This is a genomic window from Ectopseudomonas khazarica (assembly GCF_004521985.1).
Taxonomy (GTDB): domain Bacteria; phylum Pseudomonadota; class Gammaproteobacteria; order Pseudomonadales; family Pseudomonadaceae; genus Aquipseudomonas; species Aquipseudomonas khazarica.
The window spans coordinates 50,379-68,384 of the sequence record NZ_SBHZ01000018.1 but is presented as its reverse complement, the minus strand read 5'-3'; the positions used below and the strand labels follow the sequence as shown (position 1 = coordinate 68,384).

Annotated in this window: 18 protein-coding genes; 8 read left to right on the top strand and 10 right to left on the bottom strand. The window is 65.8% G+C overall.

Going from position 1 to position 18,006, the window contains the following annotated elements; all coding sequences use genetic code 11:
• Positions 1-59 precede the first annotated feature (59 nt).
• A complete protein-coding gene (locus EPK82_RS20635; RefSeq protein ID WP_037052839.1) occupies positions 60-395 on the top strand; it encodes an enhanced serine sensitivity protein SseB C-terminal domain-containing protein in 336 nt (111 codons plus the stop codon).
• 52 nt (positions 396-447) lie between these two features.
• Positions 448-897, top strand: a complete 450-nt coding sequence (locus tag EPK82_RS20630; protein ID WP_004373364.1) for a YaiI/YqxD family protein — start codon at positions 448-450, stop codon at positions 895-897.
• Positions 898-940: 43 nt separating this feature from the next.
• Here EPK82_RS20630 and EPK82_RS20625 read toward each other — a convergent pair whose 3' ends face one another.
• Positions 941-1,408, bottom strand: a complete 468-nt coding sequence (locus EPK82_RS20625) for a thioesterase family protein (RefSeq protein WP_037052841.1) — start codon at positions 1,406-1,408, stop codon at positions 941-943.
• A gap of 118 nt (positions 1,409-1,526) precedes the next feature.
• On the bottom strand, positions 1,527-2,186 hold the full coding sequence (gene elbB, locus EPK82_RS20620) for an isoprenoid biosynthesis glyoxalase ElbB (protein ID WP_037052845.1): 660 nt from the start codon (positions 2,184-2,186) through the stop codon (positions 1,527-1,529).
• 174 nt (positions 2,187-2,360) lie between these two features.
• Between elbB and EPK82_RS20615 the strand changes: the two genes are divergently transcribed.
• Positions 2,361-3,605, top strand: coding sequence for a sterol desaturase family protein (locus EPK82_RS20615; RefSeq protein WP_037052848.1), 1,245 nt, complete (start codon positions 2,361-2,363; stop codon positions 3,603-3,605).
• Here EPK82_RS20615 and EPK82_RS20610 read toward each other — a convergent pair.
• Positions 3,573-4,127: a DedA family protein gene (locus EPK82_RS20610; RefSeq protein WP_037052851.1), complete on the bottom strand. Its 555-nt coding sequence runs from the start codon at positions 4,125-4,127 to the stop codon at positions 3,573-3,575. The genes EPK82_RS20615 and EPK82_RS20610 overlap by 33 nt on opposite strands.
• 195 nt (positions 4,128-4,322) lie before the next feature.
• Between EPK82_RS20610 and hemB the strand changes: the two genes are divergently transcribed.
• Positions 4,323-5,336 (top strand): porphobilinogen synthase, encoded by a 1,014-nt coding sequence (hemB, locus tag EPK82_RS20605; RefSeq protein WP_037052854.1) that lies wholly within the window; start codon positions 4,323-4,325, stop codon positions 5,334-5,336.
• Between the two features lie 19 nt (positions 5,337-5,355).
• Positions 5,356-7,542, top strand: coding sequence for a polyphosphate kinase 1 (gene ppk1, locus EPK82_RS20600; RefSeq protein WP_037052855.1), 2,187 nt, complete (start codon positions 5,356-5,358; stop codon positions 7,540-7,542).
• Positions 7,543-7,627: 85 nt separating this feature from the next.
• Here the strand turns inward: ppk1 and EPK82_RS20595 are convergent, their stop codons facing one another.
• Positions 7,628-8,596: a helix-turn-helix transcriptional regulator gene (locus EPK82_RS20595; protein ID WP_037052856.1), complete on the bottom strand. Its 969-nt coding sequence runs from the start codon at positions 8,594-8,596 to the stop codon at positions 7,628-7,630.
• A gap of 158 nt (positions 8,597-8,754) precedes the next feature.
• Here EPK82_RS20595 and EPK82_RS20590 point away from each other — a divergent pair, with 158 nt between their 5' ends.
• From EPK82_RS20590 to EPK82_RS20580, 3 genes are all read left to right on the top strand, one after another.
• Positions 8,755-10,968 (top strand): TonB-dependent siderophore receptor, encoded by a 2,214-nt coding sequence (locus EPK82_RS20590; RefSeq protein WP_134677861.1) that lies wholly within the window; start codon positions 8,755-8,757, stop codon positions 10,966-10,968.
• A gap of 774 nt (positions 10,969-11,742) precedes the next feature.
• Positions 11,743-12,042: a DUF2218 domain-containing protein gene (locus tag EPK82_RS20585; RefSeq protein ID WP_134677860.1), complete on the top strand. Its 300-nt coding sequence runs from the start codon at positions 11,743-11,745 to the stop codon at positions 12,040-12,042.
• Positions 12,032-12,925 carry an alpha/beta hydrolase gene (locus tag EPK82_RS20580; RefSeq protein ID WP_134677859.1) on the top strand — a complete coding sequence of 298 codons (894 nt, stop codon included), beginning with the start codon at positions 12,032-12,034 and terminating at the stop codon, positions 12,923-12,925. Before EPK82_RS20585 ends, EPK82_RS20580 begins: the two co-directional genes overlap by 11 nt.
• A gap of 69 nt (positions 12,926-12,994) precedes the next feature.
• On the opposite strand, the gene ppx is transcribed toward EPK82_RS20580, so the two are convergent.
• From ppx to EPK82_RS20550, 6 genes are all read right to left on the bottom strand, one after another.
• Positions 12,995-14,497 carry an exopolyphosphatase gene (gene ppx, locus EPK82_RS20575; RefSeq protein ID WP_037052866.1) on the bottom strand — a complete coding sequence of 501 codons (1,503 nt, stop codon included), beginning with the start codon at positions 14,495-14,497 and terminating at the stop codon, positions 12,995-12,997.
• 111 nt (positions 14,498-14,608) lie between these two features.
• Complete coding sequence (locus EPK82_RS20570) at positions 14,609-15,145, bottom strand: hypothetical protein (protein ID WP_373921565.1); 537 nt, start codon at positions 15,143-15,145, stop codon at positions 14,609-14,611.
• Between the two features lie 314 nt (positions 15,146-15,459).
• On the bottom strand, positions 15,460-15,954 hold the full coding sequence (locus EPK82_RS20565; protein ID WP_394346207.1) for an ureidoglycolate lyase: 495 nt from the start codon (positions 15,952-15,954) through the stop codon (positions 15,460-15,462).
• A 5-nt stretch (positions 15,955-15,959) separates the two neighbouring features.
• Positions 15,960-16,691, bottom strand: coding sequence for an amino acid ABC transporter ATP-binding protein (locus EPK82_RS20560; RefSeq protein ID WP_037052868.1), 732 nt, complete (start codon positions 16,689-16,691; stop codon positions 15,960-15,962).
• The gene (locus EPK82_RS20555; protein ID WP_197738871.1) at positions 16,678-17,328 is read right to left on the bottom strand and encodes an amino acid ABC transporter permease; all 651 of its coding nucleotides are present in this window, start codon (positions 17,326-17,328) and stop codon (positions 16,678-16,680) included. The genes EPK82_RS20560 and EPK82_RS20555 overlap by 14 nt, the downstream gene beginning before the upstream one ends.
• Positions 17,325-17,990: an amino acid ABC transporter permease gene (locus EPK82_RS20550; RefSeq protein WP_037052874.1), complete on the bottom strand. Its 666-nt coding sequence runs from the start codon at positions 17,988-17,990 to the stop codon at positions 17,325-17,327. Before EPK82_RS20550 ends, EPK82_RS20555 begins: the two co-directional genes overlap by 4 nt.
• Positions 17,991-18,006: the final 16 nt, after the last annotated feature.

The window sequence follows — 18,006 nt, the reverse complement described above, 5'->3', positions numbered from 1 at the left end:
CCACGACAGCGAGTCTCAGTGCACCTAGGCTGGTTCCAATTCCTTTGCCGAGTGCACGCATGTCCTCCTCGATCCATTCCACCCATTACGCCGACAGCCCGGATCTGGCGCTGGCCGCGCTGCGTCATCCCCCGCTGGAACAGGCGCTGTCCGCTGCCTGTGCCCAGCTCGCCGTGCGCGAAGCCTTCCTGGCGGCGTTGCGCGATCCGGCCATCGGCCCGCAGCCGCGCCTGCTGCTGGCTGTGTCCGGTGCCGATATCCGTGGCCAGCGGCGCCTGGCGGCGCTGGTCGCCGAGTTGCTGCCGGACGAGGTCGAACTGGATCTGATCGAACTGGCGGACGACAACCTGTCGCGTGCCGTGCGCGAACGCTGCGAGCCGTTCTACAACACCTGAGCCGCCCGCCTGCTGGCATACTGGGCGCAGTTTTCTCTGCGGAAGTTGCTGCATGCGTGTATGGATCGACGCCGATGCCTGCCCTCGGGCGGCGCGGGATCAGGTGGTCAAGTTCGCCCTCAAGCGAGGCTTCGAGGTGGTGCTGGTGGCCGGCCAGGCCGTCGCCCGGCCGAATTTCGCCTGCGTGAAACTGATCGTGGTGCCCAGTGGCCCGGACGCGGCCGACGATCATCTGGTCGAGCACGCGGTGCCTGGCGAACTGGTGATCTGCAGCGACGTGCCCCTGGCCGACCGCCTGGTGAAGAAGGGCGTCGCGGCACTCGACCCGCGTGGCCGAGAGTTCGACGAGCGCAACATGGGCGAGCGCCTGGCGGTGCGCAACCTGTTCACCGACCTGCGCGAACAGGGCCAGGTCGGCGGTGGCCAGGCACCCTACTCGGAGAAGGACCGCCAGGCGTTCGCCAATGCGCTGGATCGGATTCTCACGCGCTTGAGCCGCTAGTCGTCACGGATTGCCCCCGGCTACGAGCCAGGGTTCTCCTGGCCTAGCCGCACAGATAGGTGCCGGTGCCCACTGCCACCAGTACGCCTTCGTCGTTGTGCAGCTCCATGCGGATCACCGCGACCTTGTTGCCGGCGCGCAGCGGCGTGGCGGTGGCGCTGAAGCGCTGGCCACGGCCTGGGCGCAGGTAGTCGATGCGCAGGTCGATGGTGCCGAGCTTGGACAGCTTGCTCATGCGTTCGGCGGCTGGCAGGTGCTGGTGGTTGGCGGAGGCGCCGATCAATGCCATGGCGCCGCCGCAGACGTCGAGCAGGGACGAGATCACCCCGCCATGCAGGATGCCGTGGACGAAGTTGCCGATCAGCTCGGGCTTCATCGGCAGGTGCATGGTGACCCGCTCGGGGCTCAGCTCATCCAGCTCGATGCCGAGCACCTGGTTGAAGGGGATGCGTTGAAAGAAACTGGCGACCGCCTGCTGCAGGGCGGCGTCGAGGACGAAGGGCTGGGACATGGGGCGCTCCATGAAGACATGCCGCCACGCTGCCGCAGCCCGATGGACTTGAACAGCGCGGCGGCCAGACTGCCCTGGCCTATGACCGAAGCGCCCTGCGATGGGCGCTCGCCGGCCCTCAGTGGTGGGCCAGCTCCAGCACCCGGTCGACCATCTTGTTGATGCCCGAGGCCGCTTCGGCGATGGACTGGGCGAGCATGTAGGCCGGGGTGGTCACCAGCTTGCGCTGGCGGTCCTCGATGATCTCGCTGACTTCGCACTCATGGTGCTCGGCGCCCATCTGGGTGAGGGCGGCGGCGGTGTCGTGGTCGGTGCCGATGGTGCAGGCCACGCCGGCGCCGAAGATCTTGGCCGCCAGCGCCGGGGCGATGCACATCATGCCGACCGGCTTGCCGGCATCGGCGAACGCCTTGCACGCGGCCAGCACGTCCGGCTGCACGCTGCAGCCCGCACCACTGGTGGCGAAGTCGGAGAGGTTCTTCGCCACACCGAAGCCGCCCGGCATGATCAGCGCATCGAAGTCCGCCGCGTGCAGCGCCCTGACGTCCTTGATCTGGCCGCGGGCGATGCGTGCGGACTCCACCAGCACGTTGCGCGTCTCGTTCATCTCGTCGCCGCTGTAGTGATCCACCACGTGCAACTGCGCCACGTCGGGGGCGAAGCACTGCACCTCGGCGCCGCGCTGGTCGAGGCGCAACAGGGTGATCACGCTTTCATGGATCTCGGCACCGTCGTAGACGCCACAGCCGGACAGAATCACAGCCACTTTCTTGTTCATGCTCGACTCCTGGTGAGGAAAACACGCCCGCAGCACGGACGTGGGTGTTGGCAATCGTTGGTCTGTCGCCATATGCCGCTTGGACTGTCATCTACCGCCGCGAAGCCTGGCGAGGCTGCGCATAGGATGAACATCAGCCCAATCCCGGCACAAGTACAACGCTATGGCGCAGTCATGAATTACGTTCTCTATGCAGTGCCCTTCTTCTTCCTGCTGATCGGCCTGGAACTGCTCGCCGACCGCTGGCGCGGCATGCGCACCTACCGCCTGGCCGACGCCCTGAACAGCCTCAGCGCCGGCGTGCTGTCGCAGGCCACCGGCCTGCTGACCAAGGTGGTGGGCCTGCTGACCTACGCCTTCGCCTGGGAGCACCTGGCGTTGTTCGAGCTCTCCGCAAACAGCCTCTGGGTGTGGATAAGCGCCTTCGTCTTCTATGACTTCTGCTACTACTGGAACCACCGCCTGGGCCATGAGCGCAACGTGCTCTGGGCCGCGCATGCGGTGCACCATCAAAGTGAAGACTACAATCTCTCCACGGCGTTACGGCAGACCAGTACCGGTTTCATCTTCGGCTGGATCTTCTACCTGCCGATGGCCATCGCCGGTGTGCCGCCGCTGGTGTTTCTCACGGTGGCGGCGCTGAACCTGCTCTATCAGTTCTGGGTGCATACCCGGCACATTCCCAAGCTGGGCTGGTTCGAGTGGCTGTTCATCACGCCTTCCAACCACCGGGTGCACCATGCACAGAATCCTATCTACATGGATCGCAATTACGGCGGTGTGTTCATCGTCTGGGATCGAATTTTCGGCACCTTCCAGGAAGAGCTGGACGAGGAACCGGTGATCTTCGGCGTCACCGTACCGCTCGCCAGCTGGAACCCGCTGTGGGCCAACCTGCAGGTCTATGCCGGGTTGTGGAACGATGCGCGGCGGGCCGCCTCCTGGTGGGACCGGCTGCGCATCTGGTTCATGCCCACCGGCTGGCGCCCGGCCGATGTGGCGGCGCGCTATCCGCAGGCCAAGCCGGACCTGGGCAACTTCCGCAAGTTCGACGTCGCCCTGGGGCGCGGTGCGCAGTGCTATGCCCTGCTGCAGTTCGTCTGTTACCTGCTGGCCGGTGTCTGGCTGCTCGCGCAAGGTGAGTCGCTGGCCCTGGCGGCGCTGCTGCTGGCCTGCCTGTGGGTCGCCCTGGGCCTGTGCAGCATCGGCCTGTGGCTGGAGAATCGCCCTGGCGCCGCCAGGCTCGAGTACCTGCGCCTGCTGCTCAACGTCCCGGCCTTGTGGCTGGCGGGTGCGCTGGGTGCGCTGAGCCTGGATGGCGGCGCCTGGGGCTGGCTGGCCGCCTACAGCCTGGCCAGCCTGCTGGGTATCTGGCTGGTGCGTGGCTCAGCCGCGCCGGCGCTGACTCCACCGGTATAGCCAGGCGAACGCAAGCAGCAGCACCACGCCGGCGAGCAGCAGGATCTGGTAGTGGCGCAGCTCGTCGAGCAGGCCGCCCATGGCGTTGCCCAGGCTGTAGGCCAGCAGGCTGATGCCGCCGGCCCAGACGCCGGCGCCGATGGCGTCGAGCAGCAGGTAGCGCGGCCATGAATAGCCGGACAGGCCGATGGTCAGCGGCATCACCGTGCGCAGGCCGTAGAGGAAGCGAAAGCACAGTACCCACAGATCCGGGTAGCGCCTGATCAGCCCGCTGGCGCGCTCGCCCAGCGGTTGCCAGCGCGGCTTGCGCGCCAGCAGAGCGCGGCCGTGGCGACGGCCGAGGTAGTACCACAGCTGGTCGCTGGCGAAGGTGCCGAGAAAGGCGCACAGCGCCACCCATTCGATCTGCAGCACGTCGCGCACGGCCATGTAGGCGGCCAGCAGCAGCGACACCTCGCCTTCGAGGAAGGTGCCGAGAATCAGGGCCGGATAACCGAACTGGCGGATCAGCTCTTGGAGCATGTGCTGCGCTCGTGGATCATGGGGGGTGAAGACTACTCCGACCGCGAAAGGCCCGGAAGGTGGCGGGCCGTGCCACAATGTGCGACTGCCTGTGCGACGCGCAGTCGCACGAAGTAATGCGACCGTCATCATTTGGTCATAATGGTCGCTTATAACCGTCACACTGGCCCGTTCTTGCGGGCTCTGGAGTCTGCCGTGAGCGTTACCCCCGCCAACCGCCTGTTCCCCGCCACTCGCCTGCGCCGCAACCGTCGCGACGATTTTTCCCGTCGCCTGGTACGTGAGAACCGCCTGAGCGTCGATGACCTGATCCTGCCGGTATTCATTCTCGACGGCGAGAACCGTCGCGAGGCGATCGCGTCGATGCCGGGCGTCGAGCGCCTGTCGATCGATCAGCTGCTGGTCGAGGCCGAGCGCTGGGTGGAGCTGGGTATTCCGCTGATCGACCTGTTCCCGTACATCCCGACCGAGCGCAAGTCGCTCGACGCCGCCGAGGCGTGGAACCCGGACGGGCTGATCCAGCGCGCCATCCGCGCGCTGCGCGAGCGCTTCCCGGAGCTCGGGGTGATGACCGACGTCGCGCTGGACCCCTACACCACGCACGGCCAGGACGGCATCATCGATGACGATGGCTACGTGCTCAACGACATCACCATCGACGCGCTGGTCCGTCAGTCGCTGTCGCACGCCGAGGCCGGCGCGCACATCATCTCGCCGTCGGACATGATGGACGGCCGGGTGCAGGCGATCCGCGAGGCGCTGGAGCTGGGCGATCACGTCAACACCCGCATCATGGCCTACTCGGCCAAGTACGCCAGCGCCTACTACGGGCCGTTCCGCGATGCCATCGGCTCGTCCGGCAACCTGGGCAAGGGCAACAAGTTCACCTACCAGATGGACCCGGCCAATGGTGACGAGGCACTGCATGAAGTCGCCGCCGACCTCGCCGAGGGCGCCGACATGGTCATGGTCAAGCCGGGTATGCCCTACCTGGATGTGCTGTGGCGCGTGAAGGACACCTTCAAGGTGCCGACCTTCGTCTACCAGGTCAGCGGTGAGTACGCCATGCACATGGCGGCGATCCAGAACGGCTGGCTGACCGAGGCAGCGATGATGGAGTCGCTCACCGCATTCAAACGCGCCGGTGCCGATGGCATTCTCACCTATTTCGCCGTACGTGCGGCAGAACTGCTAAAACAGGGGCAATGACGCCCCCAGGAACCCAGCGATGAACACCGAAGGACTCACCAGCGAAGCGCTCGAAGGCTCCCAGCCGCAACCCCAGGTCGAGGTGGTGGCTGAGCAACCGGTGGTGGAAACACCGCCACCGCCGCCCCCCAGCCTGGATGACAGCAGCCTGTACATCCACCGTGAACTGTCCCAGTTGCAGTTCAATATCCGCGTGCTGGAGCAGGCCCTGGATGAGTCCTATCCCTTGCTGGAACGCTTGAAGTTCCTGCTGATCTTCTCCAGCAACCTCGACGAGTTCTTCGAGATTCGCGTCGCCGGCCTGAAGAAACAGATCAACTTCGCCCGCGAACAGGCCGGCGCCGATGGCCTGCAGCCGCATCAGGCGCTGTCGCGTATCAGCGAGCTGGTGCACGAGCAGGTCGAGCGTCAGTACGCGATCCTCAACGACACGCTGTTCCCGGCCCTGGCCAAGCAAGGCATCAACTTCATTCGTCGGCGCTACTGGACGGCCAAGCTCAAGACCTGGGTGCGCCGCTATTTCCGCGACGAGATCGCGCCGATCATCACGCCCATCGGGCTCGACCCGACGCACCCCTTCCCGCTGCTGGTGAACAAGAGCCTGAACTTCATCGTCGAGCTGGAGGGCGTCGATGCCTTCGGTCGCGATTCCGGCCTGGCCATCATCCCGGCGCCACGCCTGCTGCCACGGATCATCCGCGTGCCGGAAGAGGTCGGTGGCCCCGGCGACAACTACGTGTTCCTCTCGTCGATGATCCACGCCCATGCCGACGACCTGTTCCAGGGCATGAAGGTCAAGGGCTGCTACCAGTTCCGTTTGACCCGTAACGCCGACCTGTCGGTGGACACCGAGGACGTCGAAGATCTGGCCCGCGCCCTGCGCGGCGAGCTGTTCAGCCGGCGCTACGGCGATGCGGTGCGCCTGGAGGTGGTCGACACCTGCCCGAAGCACCTGCGCGATCACCTGCTCAAGCAGTTCGGCCTGACCGAAGGCGAGCTGTACCAGGTCAACGGCCCGGTCAACCTGACGCGCCTGTTCAGCATCACCGGCCTGGATAACCACCCGGACCTGCAGTACGCGCCGTTCACCCCGGTGATCCCCAAGCTGCTGCAGAACTCGGAGAACATCTTCAACGTGGTCAGCAAGCAGGACATCCTCCTGCTGCACCCGTTCGAGTCCTTCACCCCGGTGGTCGACCTGCTGCGCCAGGCCGCCAAGGACCCGCACGTGCTGGCCATCAAGCAGACGCTGTACCGCTCCGGCGCCAATTCGGAGATCGTCGACGCACTGGTCGAGGCAGCGCGCAACGGCAAGGAGGTCACGGCGGTGATCGAGCTGCGTGCGCGTTTCGACGAAGAGTCCAACCTGCAGCTCGCCAGCCGTCTGCAGGCCGCTGGCGCGGTGGTGATCTACGGGGTGGTCGGCTTCAAGACCCACTCCAAGATGATGCTGATCCTGCGTCGCGAGAACGGCGAGATTCGTCGCTATGCGCACCTGGGTACCGGCAACTACCACGCCGGCAATGCCCGTCTGTACACCGACTACAGCCTGCTGACCGCCGACGTGGCGCTCGGCGAGGACGTCTCCAAGCTGTTCAGCCAGCTGATCGGCATGGGCAAGACCCTGCGCATGAAGAAGCTGCTGCACGCGCCCTTCACCCTGAAGAAGACCCTGCTCGACCTGATCGCCAAGGAAACCGCGGCGGCGGCCGAGGGCAAGCCGGCGCACATCATCGCCAAGTTCAACTCGCTGACCGATCCGAAGGTCATCCGCGCGCTGTACAAGGCCAGCCAGACCGGGGTGAAGATCGACCTGGTGGTGCGTGGCATGTGCTGCCTGCGCCCGGGCGTGCCGGGCGTGTCGCACAACATCCAGGTGCGCTCGATCATCGGTCGCTTCCTCGAACACACCCGCGTGTACTACTTCCTCAACGGCGGCGACGAGCTGATCTACCTGTCCAGTGCCGACTGGATGGAGCGCAACCTCGACAAGCGCGTGGAGACCTGCTTCCCGGTCGAGGGCAAGAAGCTCATCACCCGGGTCAAGAAGGAGCTGGAAAGCTACCTGACCGACAACACCCAGGCCTGGGTGCTGCAGTCCGACGGTCGCTACGTGCGCCAGCAGCCCACCGGCAACCAGAACCCGCGCAATGCGCAGGCCGGCCTGCTGGAAAAGCTCACCGCCCCCGTGATCAGCGCCCGGTAACAGCGGCTGCGCGCAACACCCTCTCCCGCTTGCGGGAGGGGCGTAGGCCTCTCGCCCGCGCCGGGCGCGGCTTGGCGGGTGATCGCTACAGTCGCGCGCGGACCTGCTTGGGGCTGATGCCGAAGGCGCGCTTGAACGCCGTGGAGAAGTTGGCGGCGCTGCCGTAGCCGGCGATCCAGGCCGCCTGACTGACGCTCACCCCTTGCTGTTCCAGCGCTTCACGCGCCTGCTGCAGCTTGCGCTGGCGCTGATACTCGAACAGCGACGTGCCCTTGGCTGCCTGGAACTGCCGTTGCAGGGTGCTGGCGCAGCAACCTACCTCTTGGGCGATGTCCTCCAGTGACCAGCCATCGGCCGTACCGCTGTGCAGCAGTTCCAGGGTGCGGCGAATGCGTTGATGCTCGTGCGGACGCAGGTTGCTCGGTGCACTGGCTGACTGCCCTGTCAGCAGGCTCAGGGCCTCGCCGGCGATCTCCAGGGCGCGGCTTTCCAGGTACAGGTTCTCCAGCAGGCGATTGCCGCACCCGGGGTGCAGCACCTGCTCGGCCAGGGTCAGCAGGCGTGCCGAGGGTTGCCAGCGCAGCACGTTGAGCGGCCGATAGTCCCCCTGCAGCAAAGCCTTGAGCTCCGCCTGGGCCTCGAAACCGCTCGCTTCGAACCATTCCGGGGTCAGGCTGACCGAGACCTTGCGGATGTGCTGGCCACGGCGCGCGCGGCGGGCGAACAGCATCGGTTCGTTGAGGGCGATGGTCACTCCCTCGCAGCCCGTGCGCGGGGTGCCGAAGGTGAATGGCTTGCCGTCGTAGCTGACCTCGCTGCGCCCCTGCAGGAAGAGGATGAAGTTCAGGTGCGGACGGGCCTCGGCCTGGGTGGCGAAGTCCTGCAGTTCCAGGCAGTCGGAACAGTGCAGCGACAGTCCGCTGCGCAGGCGGCGCCAGCTCAGGTGGCCCTGGAACAGGCGGTCGGCACGGCTCTCGCCACCGACCAGGCGGATGGCGTCACCGGACAACTGGGCCAGCTCTCCGGCGCGGACGATGGGGGTACTGCTGGTCATCGGGGCACCTCTGCGTGCTTCTGGCGCAAAGAACAAATCTCGGCGCGCAAACCTCTTGCTGCAAACAGGGTGGCAGACTACGCCTCGCCATTTATTGATGCAAATCATTCGCATTAGTTGTTGTGCCGCCCGATTGGGCGGCGCGCCGGGGAGGGGTTATGTACCTGCAATCGTGTCGTGAACACTCGTTCAATCCATTGGCCATCGCTGTGCTGCTGGCGCTGCCAGGGTTCGCCATGGCCGCCGAAGAGCCGCTTGAGCTGCAGCCTACCGAGGTGCTCGGTACGGCCCAGGAAGAACTCAAGCAGGCGCTCGGGGTGTCGGTGATCACCGCCGAGGACATCCAGAAGGCGCCGCCGATGAACGATGTCGCCGAGATCATCCGCAAGCAGCCGGGGGTCAACCTGACCGGCAACAGCGGCTCGGGTGCGCGCGGCAACAATCGGCAGATCGATATCCGTGGCATGGGCCCGGAGAACACCCTGATCCTGATCGACGGCAAGCCGGTCAGCTCGCGCAATGCCGTGCGCTATGGCTGGCGCGGTGACCGCGACACGCGCGGCGACACCAACTGGGTGCCGGCCGAGCAGATCGAGCGCATCGAAGTGCTGCGTGGCCCCGCCGCCGCGCGCTATGGCAGCGGCGCCGCCGGTGGCGTGGTCAACATCATCACCAAGAAGGCCGGCCTGGAGCACCACGGCAACCTCAGCCTGTACGCCAACATGCCCGAGCACAGCGAGGAGGGAGCCACCCGCCGCCTCAACTTCGGGCTCAGCGGCCCGTTGACCGATACCCTCTCGTATCGCGTGTACGGCAACCTGAACAAGACCGATTCTGACGACGAGGACATCAACGAAGGCCGTGCCGTCAGCGCCTCCAATGCTGCCCTGGCCGGTCGTGAAGGGGTGCGCAACCGTGACGTGGACGGCACCCTGACCTGGCGCCTCGACGAGTCGCAGACCCTCGAGCTGCAGGCCGGCTTCAGCCGCCAGGGCAACATCTACACCGGCGACAGCATGAACAACCTGTCCAGCAGTGCCGTGGTCGACAACTACCGCAGCGCCTGGATCGGCCGCGAAACCAACCGCATGTACCGCAACACCTACGGCGTCACGCACCACGGCGACTGGGATTTCGGTACCACGATGAACTACCTGCAGTACGAGCGCACGCGCAACAACCGGCTCAAGGAAGGCCTGGCCGGTGGGCCGGAGGGGGCGATCTACAGTGACCAGTTCGGCACCATCGAGCTGGAGAGCCTGACCGCGCACAGTGAAGTGAGCCTGCCGATCTCGGCCGTGTTCGAGCAGGTGGTGACGCTGGGGGCGGAGTGGAACGAGCAGCGCATGGAAGATGGCGTCTCCGATCTCGCCGCGATCCAGAGCGTCGGTTACCCGACTCGCTTCGATGGCAACATCGCCATGCGTACCGCATCGCTGTTCGTCGAAGACAACATCGAGCTGCGTCCCGGCACCGTTCTCACGCCCGGATTGCGTTACGACCACAACAGCCTGAGCGGCGGCAACTGGAGCCCGTCGCTCAACCTGTCGCATCGCCTGGACGACCACTTCACCCTCAAGGCCGGTATCGCACGGGCCTACAAGGTGCCCAACCTGTACCAGAGCAACGCGTCCTACGCGCTGTACAGCAACGGCCTCGGCTGCTGGGACTTCGTCACAGGCGGGCCGGGCTGCTTCCTGGTGGGTAACGAGAATCTCGAAGCGGAAACCAGCGTCAACAAGGAGCTGGGCATCGAGTTCGAATCCGCCGACTACCATGCCAGCCTGACCTGGTTCCGTAACGATTACCGAGACAAGGTCGAAGCGGGCCGTACACCGGTGGGTTCGGTCAACTTCACCCAGGGCAGCAGCACGCGCGTGGCCAACGTGTTTCAGTGGACCAACATTCCGCGTGCGGTGGTCGAAGGCTTCGAGGGCAACCTGAAGATGCCGCTGGCCAGCAGCCTGAGCTGGAACACCAACTTCACCTGGATGCTGCAATCGAAGAACAAGGAAACCGGCGAGCCGTTGTCGATCATCCCCGAGTTCACCGTCAACTCCACCCTCGACTGGCAGGTGACCGACCCGCTGTCGCTGCAGACCACGGTGACCTGGTACGGCCGGCAGACGCCGGGCAAGTATGACTACCAGGGCAACGTGCTGAGTGGCGATGCACGCCGGGAGATCGCCCCCTATGCGCTGGTCGGGGTCGGCGGCACCTATGCCATCGACAAGAACTGGAGCATCGGCGCGGGTGTCAGCAACCTGTTCGACAAGCGCCTGTACCGCGAGGGCAACAGCCGCGAGGCCGGCGCCTACACCTACAACGAGCCGGGGCGCACCTTCTACGCCAGCCTCAGCACCAACTTCTGACGGCCTTGCCCAATGGTGGATGAAAAGAGCGTCATCCACCCTACGACTGCAGCACGTGATCTCACGTAGGGTGGACGACGCTTCACCCGTCCACCGTTTGCTGTACGCGATGGTGGATGAGAAGAGCGTCATCCACCCTACGGTTGCAACACGCGGTCTCACGTAGGGTGGACGACGCTTCACCCGTCCACCGTTCGGTGTACGCGGTGGTGGATGAGAAGAGGTGTCATCCACCCTACGGTTGCAACATGTGGTCTCACGTAGGGTGGACGACGCTTCACCCGTCCACCGTTTGCTGTACGTGGTGGTGGATGAAAAGATCGTCATCCACCCTACGGTTGCAACACGCGGTCTCACGTAGGGTGGACGACGCTTCACCCGTCCACCGTTTGCTGTACGCGATGGTGGATGAGAAGAGCGTCATCCACCCTACGGTTGCAACACGTGGTCTCACGTAGGGTGGACGACGCTTCACCCGTCCACCGTTTGCTGTACGCGATGGTGGATGAGAAGAGCGTCATCCACCCTACGGTTGCAACATGTGGTCTCACGTAGGGCGGACGACACTTCACCCGTCCACCGTTCGGTATGCGCGGTGGTGGATGAGAAGAGCGTCATCCCCCCTACGGTTGCAACACGTGGTCTCACGTAGGGTGGACGACGCTTCACCCGTCCACCGTTTGATGTACGCGGTGGTGGATGGCAAGAGCGCCACCCACTATCCAATCCCGATAACAGCGGGTCCACCCGCCGCCACCTGATGAGCCTTCCTGCATGATCCGATTCCAAGGCGCCGCGGTTACCGCCTCTGCCTCGCTGTACATGACCAAGCTGTGCAAGCACTTTCGCCACAAGATTGCCGTGGAGTTCGATGAGCGCAGCGCCGATGCACGTTTCCCGTTCGGGCGCTGCCTGATGCAGGCCGATGCGGACAGCCTGCGCTTCGACTGCCAGGCCGATGACGATGAGGCTGCCGCACGCATCCGCTTCGTACTCGACGACCACCTGGTGCGCTTCGCCCGCCGGGAAAACCTGAGCATCACCTGGAGCGAGGGCATGGCCGATGAGGGCTAGCGTCGTCCTCTGCCTGCTGGCGCTGCTGTCCTCTCCTGCGCTGCAGGCCGAGCCCTGGCAGCCGGCGACGCTGGCGCAGGCGGAAATGCGCGAGCTGCAGTCCCGGCATACCGGGCGCACCTATCGCCTGTACCTGTCCCGGCCGCAGGGCGAGGCGCCGCCACAGGGCTACCCGGTGGTCTATGTGCTCGATGCCAACCTGTTCTTCCCGCTGCTGTCGCAGCAGGCGCTGATGTATCAGCCGCATGCCTCCCGCGACGGTCGCGAGGCCGTGCTGGTGGTGGGCATCGGCTACCCGGGCGATGCGCCTTTCGATGTCCCGGCGCGCGCCGAGGACTACACGCCGCCCGCGCCGGACATGCGCGACACCGGTGATCGGCTGGCCACCCGGCAGGGCGGCGCCGAGCGCTTCCTCGACTTTCTCGAGGATGAGGTCAAGCCACTGGTCGCCACGCGCTACAAGGTCGACCCGCAGCGGCAGACGCTGTTCGGCCACTCCTACGGCGGCCTGTTCACCCTCTACACGATGCTCAGCCGTCCGCAGGCGTTCCAGCGCTATTTCGCCTCCAGTCCGTCACTGTGGTGGAACCGGCGCTATGCCTTCGACCTGTTGCAGGCCCACGCAGGGCAGGAGCACCGACCGCAGGTGCGCCTGCTGCTCAGCGTCGGGGGTGGCGAACAACCTGCGGCCGGTGCAGAGCTCAAGGATGCGCGGCAACGCCACCTGGCCGAACGGCGCATGGTGGACAACACGCGTGAATTCCATCAGCGCCTGAATGCGCTGGGCCTGCCCAACGCGCTGCTGGTGGCCCCGGGGCGCGACCATGCCGGCAATGCCTTCGTCAGCAGCGTGCAGGTGCTGGACTTCGCGCTGCAGCCGTAGGGCGGGTGCAACCCGCCAGGCAACGCTGGCGGAGGGCTGTCACCCTGCTGCGATTCAGGTCGGGGAGGGTCAGCGCACGCTCAGCGCCAGGTCGATGCGCTTGAGCCACTCGGCCTCGGCCTCGAAGTCGGCCTGGGTCAGCGGGTTGGCCGCCAGCCAGCCGTCGGGGAAGTGAATTTCCAGGCTGTTGTCGCCGATCTTGAACTGCACCTCGGGCATGCTCTGGGAGCCCCGGATGTGGTGGAAGAGAATGGCGAAGCGCAGCAGCACGCACAGGCGCATCAGCTGCACACCTTCCTCGCCGAAGTCGGCGAACTTGTCCTTGGGGATGTTGCGGCGGTGGCCGCGTACCAGCAGTGCCAGCATCTGCTGGTCCTGGCGCGAGAAGCCGGCCAGGTCGGAGTGTTCGATCAGGTAGGCGCCGTGCTTGTGGTACTGGTAGTGGGCGATGTCCAGGCCCACCTCGTGCACCTTGGCGCCCCAGCTCAGCAGCTCGCGGTGCCAGTCGTCGGTCAGGCCCCAGTCGCTGGCCACCTTGTCCAGCGCCGAGAGCGCCTTGCTCTCGACCCGTGCGGCCTGGTCGACGTCGACGTGGTAGCGCTCCATGAAGGCCGACAGGGTGCGTTCGCGTACATCCTCATGCTGATGGCGGCCGAGCAGGTCGTACAGCACGCCCTCGCGCAGGGCGCCCTCGGAGTGGGTCATGCGCTGGATGTCGCAGGCGTCGAAGATGGCTTCGAGAATCGCCAGGCCGGCCGGGAAGATGCCGCGGCGATCCGGCTTGATGCCGTCGAGGTCGATCTTCTCCACCTCGCCGAGCTTGAACAGCTTGCGCTTGAGCCAGGCCAGGCCTTCGAGCGTGACTTCGCCACTGCCCAGGCCGGCCGCCTTGGTCGCCAGGCCGATGGCCTTGATGGTGCCGGAAGCGCCCACGGCGTCTTCCCAGCCGAGGCGGCGCAGGCCCTGCTCGATGCCCATCAGCTCCAGGCGCGCAGCGGTGTAGGCCTGGGCGTAGCGCGCCGGAGTGATCTTGCCGTCCTTGAAGTAGCGCTGGGTGAAGCTGACGCAGCCCATCTGCAGGCTTTCACGCAACAGCGGCTCGAAGCGCTGGCCGATGATGAATTCGGTGCTGCCGCCGCCGATATCGGCGACCAGGCGCTTGCCCGGCGTGTCGGCGATGCTGTGGGACACACCCAGGTAGATCAGGCGCGCTTCCTCGCGCCCGGAAATGACCTCGACCTGGTGGCCGAGAATCTCCTCGGCACGGCGGATGAACACCGCCCGGTTGCGCGCTTCACGCAGGGCGTTGGTACCGACCACGCGCACCGCGCCTTCCGGCAGGCTGGTGGTGAACTGGGCGAAGCGGCGCAGGCAGTCGAGGCCGCGCTGCATGGCTTCTTCACTGAGCTGGCGCTCGTCGTCCAGGCCTGCCGCCAGCTGTACCTTGTCGCCGAGTCGCTCGAGGATGCGGATCTCGTGATTGTCGGCCTTGGCCAGCACCATATGGAAACTGTTCGAGCCCAGGTCGATGGCGGCGATCAGGGGGAAACTCTCGGCAGGGGCTTGGGGCATGATGGCGGCATCTCGTTCGATTTCCGCGCCATCCTGCCACGACTGAGCGGATGAGCCAACGCATACGGATGTCGCAGAATGGCCGATCCGCTGCTCATGCCGGCTGGCGGATCAGTGAACGGGGTAGTCCTGGCCCCAGAGCCGCACCGACACGCCGCTGTCCATCGGCCCGGCGAAGATGAAGACCTGGCGTACGCCTGCGTTCGCCGGAACGGTGATTTCGTCCGGATTCTGCAGCCCTGGCAGCAGCGGGTTGGCGTAGCCATCGGCGTCGATCGCCAGGAGCGCGCCGGTCTGCGTCAGGTTGATCAGGCGCAGTTGCGTGGCGGAAGTATTCTTCAGGCCGAGCGTGACGCGCAGGTTGTCGCCGTCCGGCTGCGTTTTCAGCACGTCGACCTGGACGATGTCCGCCATCTGCTCGTGGTTGGAGATGACCTGTGCGCCATCGGCGCCCTGGGCCGACTCGCGGCCATCGATCACGCCTTCGGTGATGCCGCCCAGCAGGTTCTTCCCGGCCGATATCGCCGAGGACACCGCCGCCTTGGCCGACTCCTTGATAGTGCTGCCTTCGCTGCCTGTCTCGGCGCAAGCGCCGGTGCTCAACAGCAGCATGCCGATCACGGCCGGGACTGAACGGAGAGAAACCATCTGATGCTCCTTGTTGGGATGGCGCGGCTGAGTCGTGCGGCAAGCCGCCCTGAGCCGTCATGTTGCTTCCTGCTGCTCAGCAGACCCTGTGCGCAGGCACGAGGCAAGCCAGTCGCGGCTCGCCGGACGGCTGCGTCCGAGCGGCTAGCCTGTGGCAAATCCGCCGCGACGGCAAGCACCTCCAGCGGTGGATTGCGACGGAGTGACGTGACCTGGAACCCCGGTCACGAAATCACAGGTGCCTTACGCCCCGGAGTATCCAGGGCGCAGCGCCTGTGCCCGCGCAGGTGGCGCCGTGCGATGCGCCCAATGGCTCAGAGCAGGGCTTGCAGCGGTCGTTCGAGCATCCGCTCTTCGCAGTTGTGACCATTGCCGCCGCGATCCACCACGAGGAAGCGAGCAGGGCGTTGCAGGCTCAGCAGCGGGTGGTGCCAGGTGCCACGGGCGTAGTTGATGCCTTGATCCGCTGCGCTGACGAAGGCACGGATGCGCGATTCGTCCAGTTCGCCAGGCGGGGCGACGACGATCAGCATGCGTCCGCCGTCCACCGGGTAGAACGCCTGGCTGCCCAGGGGGTGTCGTTCGAGCATGCGAATCTCGATGGGCACATGCCAGGCCTGACCCTCGAACAGGTTGACCAGGGTGCGCGGCGCCTCGCCGGCCAGTTCCACCCGGGCCAGGTCGTGATAGCGGGTGGTGGTCCCGGCGTTGATCGGAAAGGAGCGGGCATCGGCGGTCTCGATCACCTCGCCGAACGGGGCGAAGGCCTCGCGGGTCAGCGGCTCGATGTGCAGCGGCAGGGGCGGCATGGCGTTCACAGGTTCACCGAGCCGATGAAGTTGCGCAGTTCCTCGGTGTGCGGCGCGGCGAACAGCGCCTTGGGGTCGCCGATCTCGTGCACCTTGCCCTGGTGCATGAACACCAGCTTGTCGCCCACTTCGCGGGCGAAGCGCATCTCGTGGGTGACCATGATCAGGGTCATGCCTTCGCTGGCCAGTTGCTTGACCACCGCCAGCACCTCGTTGACCAGCTCGGGGTCGAGCGCCGAGGTGATCTCGTCGCACAGCAGTACCTTGGGTGACATGGCCAGTGCGCGGGCGATGGCCACGCGCTGCTGCTGGCCGCCGGAGAGACGCTCGGGGTAGGCGTCGAACTTCTCGGCCAGGCCGACCCGTTCGAGCATCTGCCGGGCGACGGCCTCTGCGTCGGCGCGCGAGGTCTTCTTCACCACCTGCGGTGCGAGCATGACGTTCTCGCCGACGGTCAGGTGCGGGAACAGGTTGAACTGCTGGAACACCATGCCGACTTTCTGCCGCAGGCTGCGCAGATCGGCGCGGGCGGCGTCGATGTACTCGCCGTCCACTTCGATCACGCCGTCGTTGATCGACTCCAGGCCGTTCAGGGTGCGCAGGAAGGTGCTCTTGCCCGAACCGCTGCGGCCGATGATGGCGACCACTTCGCCTTCCTCCACCCTGAGGTCGATGCCCTTGAGTACATGGTTGTCGCCGTAGTACTTGTGCAGCGCGGTGACGTTAAGCAGTGACATTGAGCCTCCTTTCCAGGCGGTATGCAGCGAGGGACAGCGGGTAGCAGAGCAGGAAGTAACCGAGGGCGACGAAGCCGTAGACCATGAAGGGCTCGAACGTGGCGTTGGCCAGCATGCTGCCGGTCTTGGTCAGCTCGGTGAAACCGATGATCGAGGTCACCGCGGTGCCCTTGACCACCTGCACCGAGAAGCCGACGGTGGGCGCCACGGCAATGCGCAGCGCCTGCGGCAGGACCACGTGGCGCAGGGTTTCCAGGCGACTCATGGCCAGGCTCTCGGCGGCCTCCCACTGACCTCGGGCGATCGATTCGACGCAGCCGCGCCAGATCTCGGCGAGGAAGGCGCTGGTGAACAGGGTCAGGGCCGTGGCGGCTGCCAGCCAGGGCGATACGTCGATGCCGAGCAAGGCGATGCCGAAGAACACCAGGAACAGCTGCATCAGCAGCGGCGTGCCCTGAAACAGCTCGATGTAGCCGCGGGCCAGGATGCGTGGCGCAGACAGGGGCGACAGGCGTGCCAGCAGGACCAGCAGGCCGGCGATGCCGCCGCAGACGAAGGCCACCAGCGACAGCAGCAGCGTCCATTGCAGGCCGGTGAGCAGGTTGCGCAGGATGTCCCAGAGGGTGAAGTCCATCAGCGGGCTCCCATGATGAAACGACGGCCGACCCAGGCCAGCAGCTGGCGGATCAGGATGGCCATGAGCAGGTACAGCGCGGTGGTCAGCAGGTAGGTCTCGAAGGCGCGGAAGTTGCGCGACTGGATGAAGTTGGCGGCGAACGACAGCTCCTCGGTGGAAATCTGCGAACACACCGCCGAACCCAGCATGACGATGATGATCTGGCTCGACAGCGCCGGCCACACCTTGCCCAGGGCCGGGCGCAGCACCACGTGGCGGAAGGTCTCGAAGCGACTCATGGCCAGCGCGGCGGCGGCTTCCAGCTGCCCGGCCGGAATGGCCTGGATGCCGGCACGGATGATCTCCGTGGAATAGGCGCCGAGGTTGATCACCATCGCCAGCACGGCGGCCTCCCACTCGCTCAGGCGCACGCCGAGCGAAGGCAGGCCGAAGAAGATGAAGAACAGCTGGACGATGAATGGCGTGTTGCGGATCAGCTCCACATAGACGCCGAAGATGCGCTCGAACGGGCGGATGCGCCAGGCGCGCAGTATGGCCCCGACGATACCGAGGCCGACACCCAGCAGGGTGCCGACCGCGGTCAGGCCGAGGGTGAAGGCCGCACCCTGCAGCAGCAGGTCGCTGTGCTGCAGGACGGCGGCGAAGTCGAACTGGTACGCCATGGCTCGGCTCCCGCGC

What these genes read in the sequence shown, in the direction of transcription:
- EPK82_RS20635 (WP_037052839.1), top strand. Translation starts at nt 60, where the DNA reads ATGTCCTCCTCGATCCATTCCACCCATTACGCCGACAGCCCGGATCTG.
- EPK82_RS20630 (WP_004373364.1), top strand. Translation starts at nt 448, where the DNA reads ATGCGTGTATGGATCGACGCCGATGCCTGCCCTCGGGCGGCGCGGGAT.
- EPK82_RS20625 (WP_037052841.1), bottom strand. Translation starts at nt 1,408, where the DNA reads ATGTCCCAGCCCTTCGTCCTCGACGCCGCCCTGCAGCAGGCGGTCGCC.
- elbB (WP_037052845.1), bottom strand. Translation starts at nt 2,186, where the DNA reads ATGAACAAGAAAGTGGCTGTGATTCTGTCCGGCTGTGGCGTCTACGAC.
- EPK82_RS20615 (WP_037052848.1), top strand. Translation starts at nt 2,361, where the DNA reads ATGAATTACGTTCTCTATGCAGTGCCCTTCTTCTTCCTGCTGATCGGC.
- EPK82_RS20610 (WP_037052851.1), bottom strand. Translation starts at nt 4,127, where the DNA reads ATGCTCCAAGAGCTGATCCGCCAGTTCGGTTATCCGGCCCTGATTCTC.
- ppk1 (WP_037052855.1), top strand. Translation starts at nt 5,356, where the DNA reads ATGAACACCGAAGGACTCACCAGCGAAGCGCTCGAAGGCTCCCAGCCG.
- EPK82_RS20595 (WP_037052856.1), bottom strand. Translation starts at nt 8,596, where the DNA reads ATGACCAGCAGTACCCCCATCGTCCGCGCCGGAGAGCTGGCCCAGTTG.
- EPK82_RS20590 (WP_134677861.1), top strand. Translation starts at nt 8,755, where the DNA reads ATGTACCTGCAATCGTGTCGTGAACACTCGTTCAATCCATTGGCCATC.
- EPK82_RS20585 (WP_134677860.1), top strand. Translation starts at nt 11,743, where the DNA reads ATGATCCGATTCCAAGGCGCCGCGGTTACCGCCTCTGCCTCGCTGTAC.
- EPK82_RS20580 (WP_134677859.1), top strand. Translation starts at nt 12,032, where the DNA reads ATGAGGGCTAGCGTCGTCCTCTGCCTGCTGGCGCTGCTGTCCTCTCCT.
- ppx (WP_037052866.1), bottom strand. Translation starts at nt 14,497, where the DNA reads ATGCCCCAAGCCCCTGCCGAGAGTTTCCCCCTGATCGCCGCCATCGAC.
- EPK82_RS20570 (WP_373921565.1), bottom strand. Translation starts at nt 15,145, where the DNA reads ATGGTTTCTCTCCGTTCAGTCCCGGCCGTGATCGGCATGCTGCTGTTG.
- EPK82_RS20565 (WP_394346207.1), bottom strand. Translation starts at nt 15,954, where the DNA reads ATGCCGCCCCTGCCGCTGCACATCGAGCCGCTGACCCGCGAGGCCTTC.
- EPK82_RS20560 (WP_037052868.1), bottom strand. Translation starts at nt 16,691, where the DNA reads ATGTCACTGCTTAACGTCACCGCGCTGCACAAGTACTACGGCGACAAC.
- EPK82_RS20550 (WP_037052874.1), bottom strand. Translation starts at nt 17,990, where the DNA reads ATGGCGTACCAGTTCGACTTCGCCGCCGTCCTGCAGCACAGCGACCTG.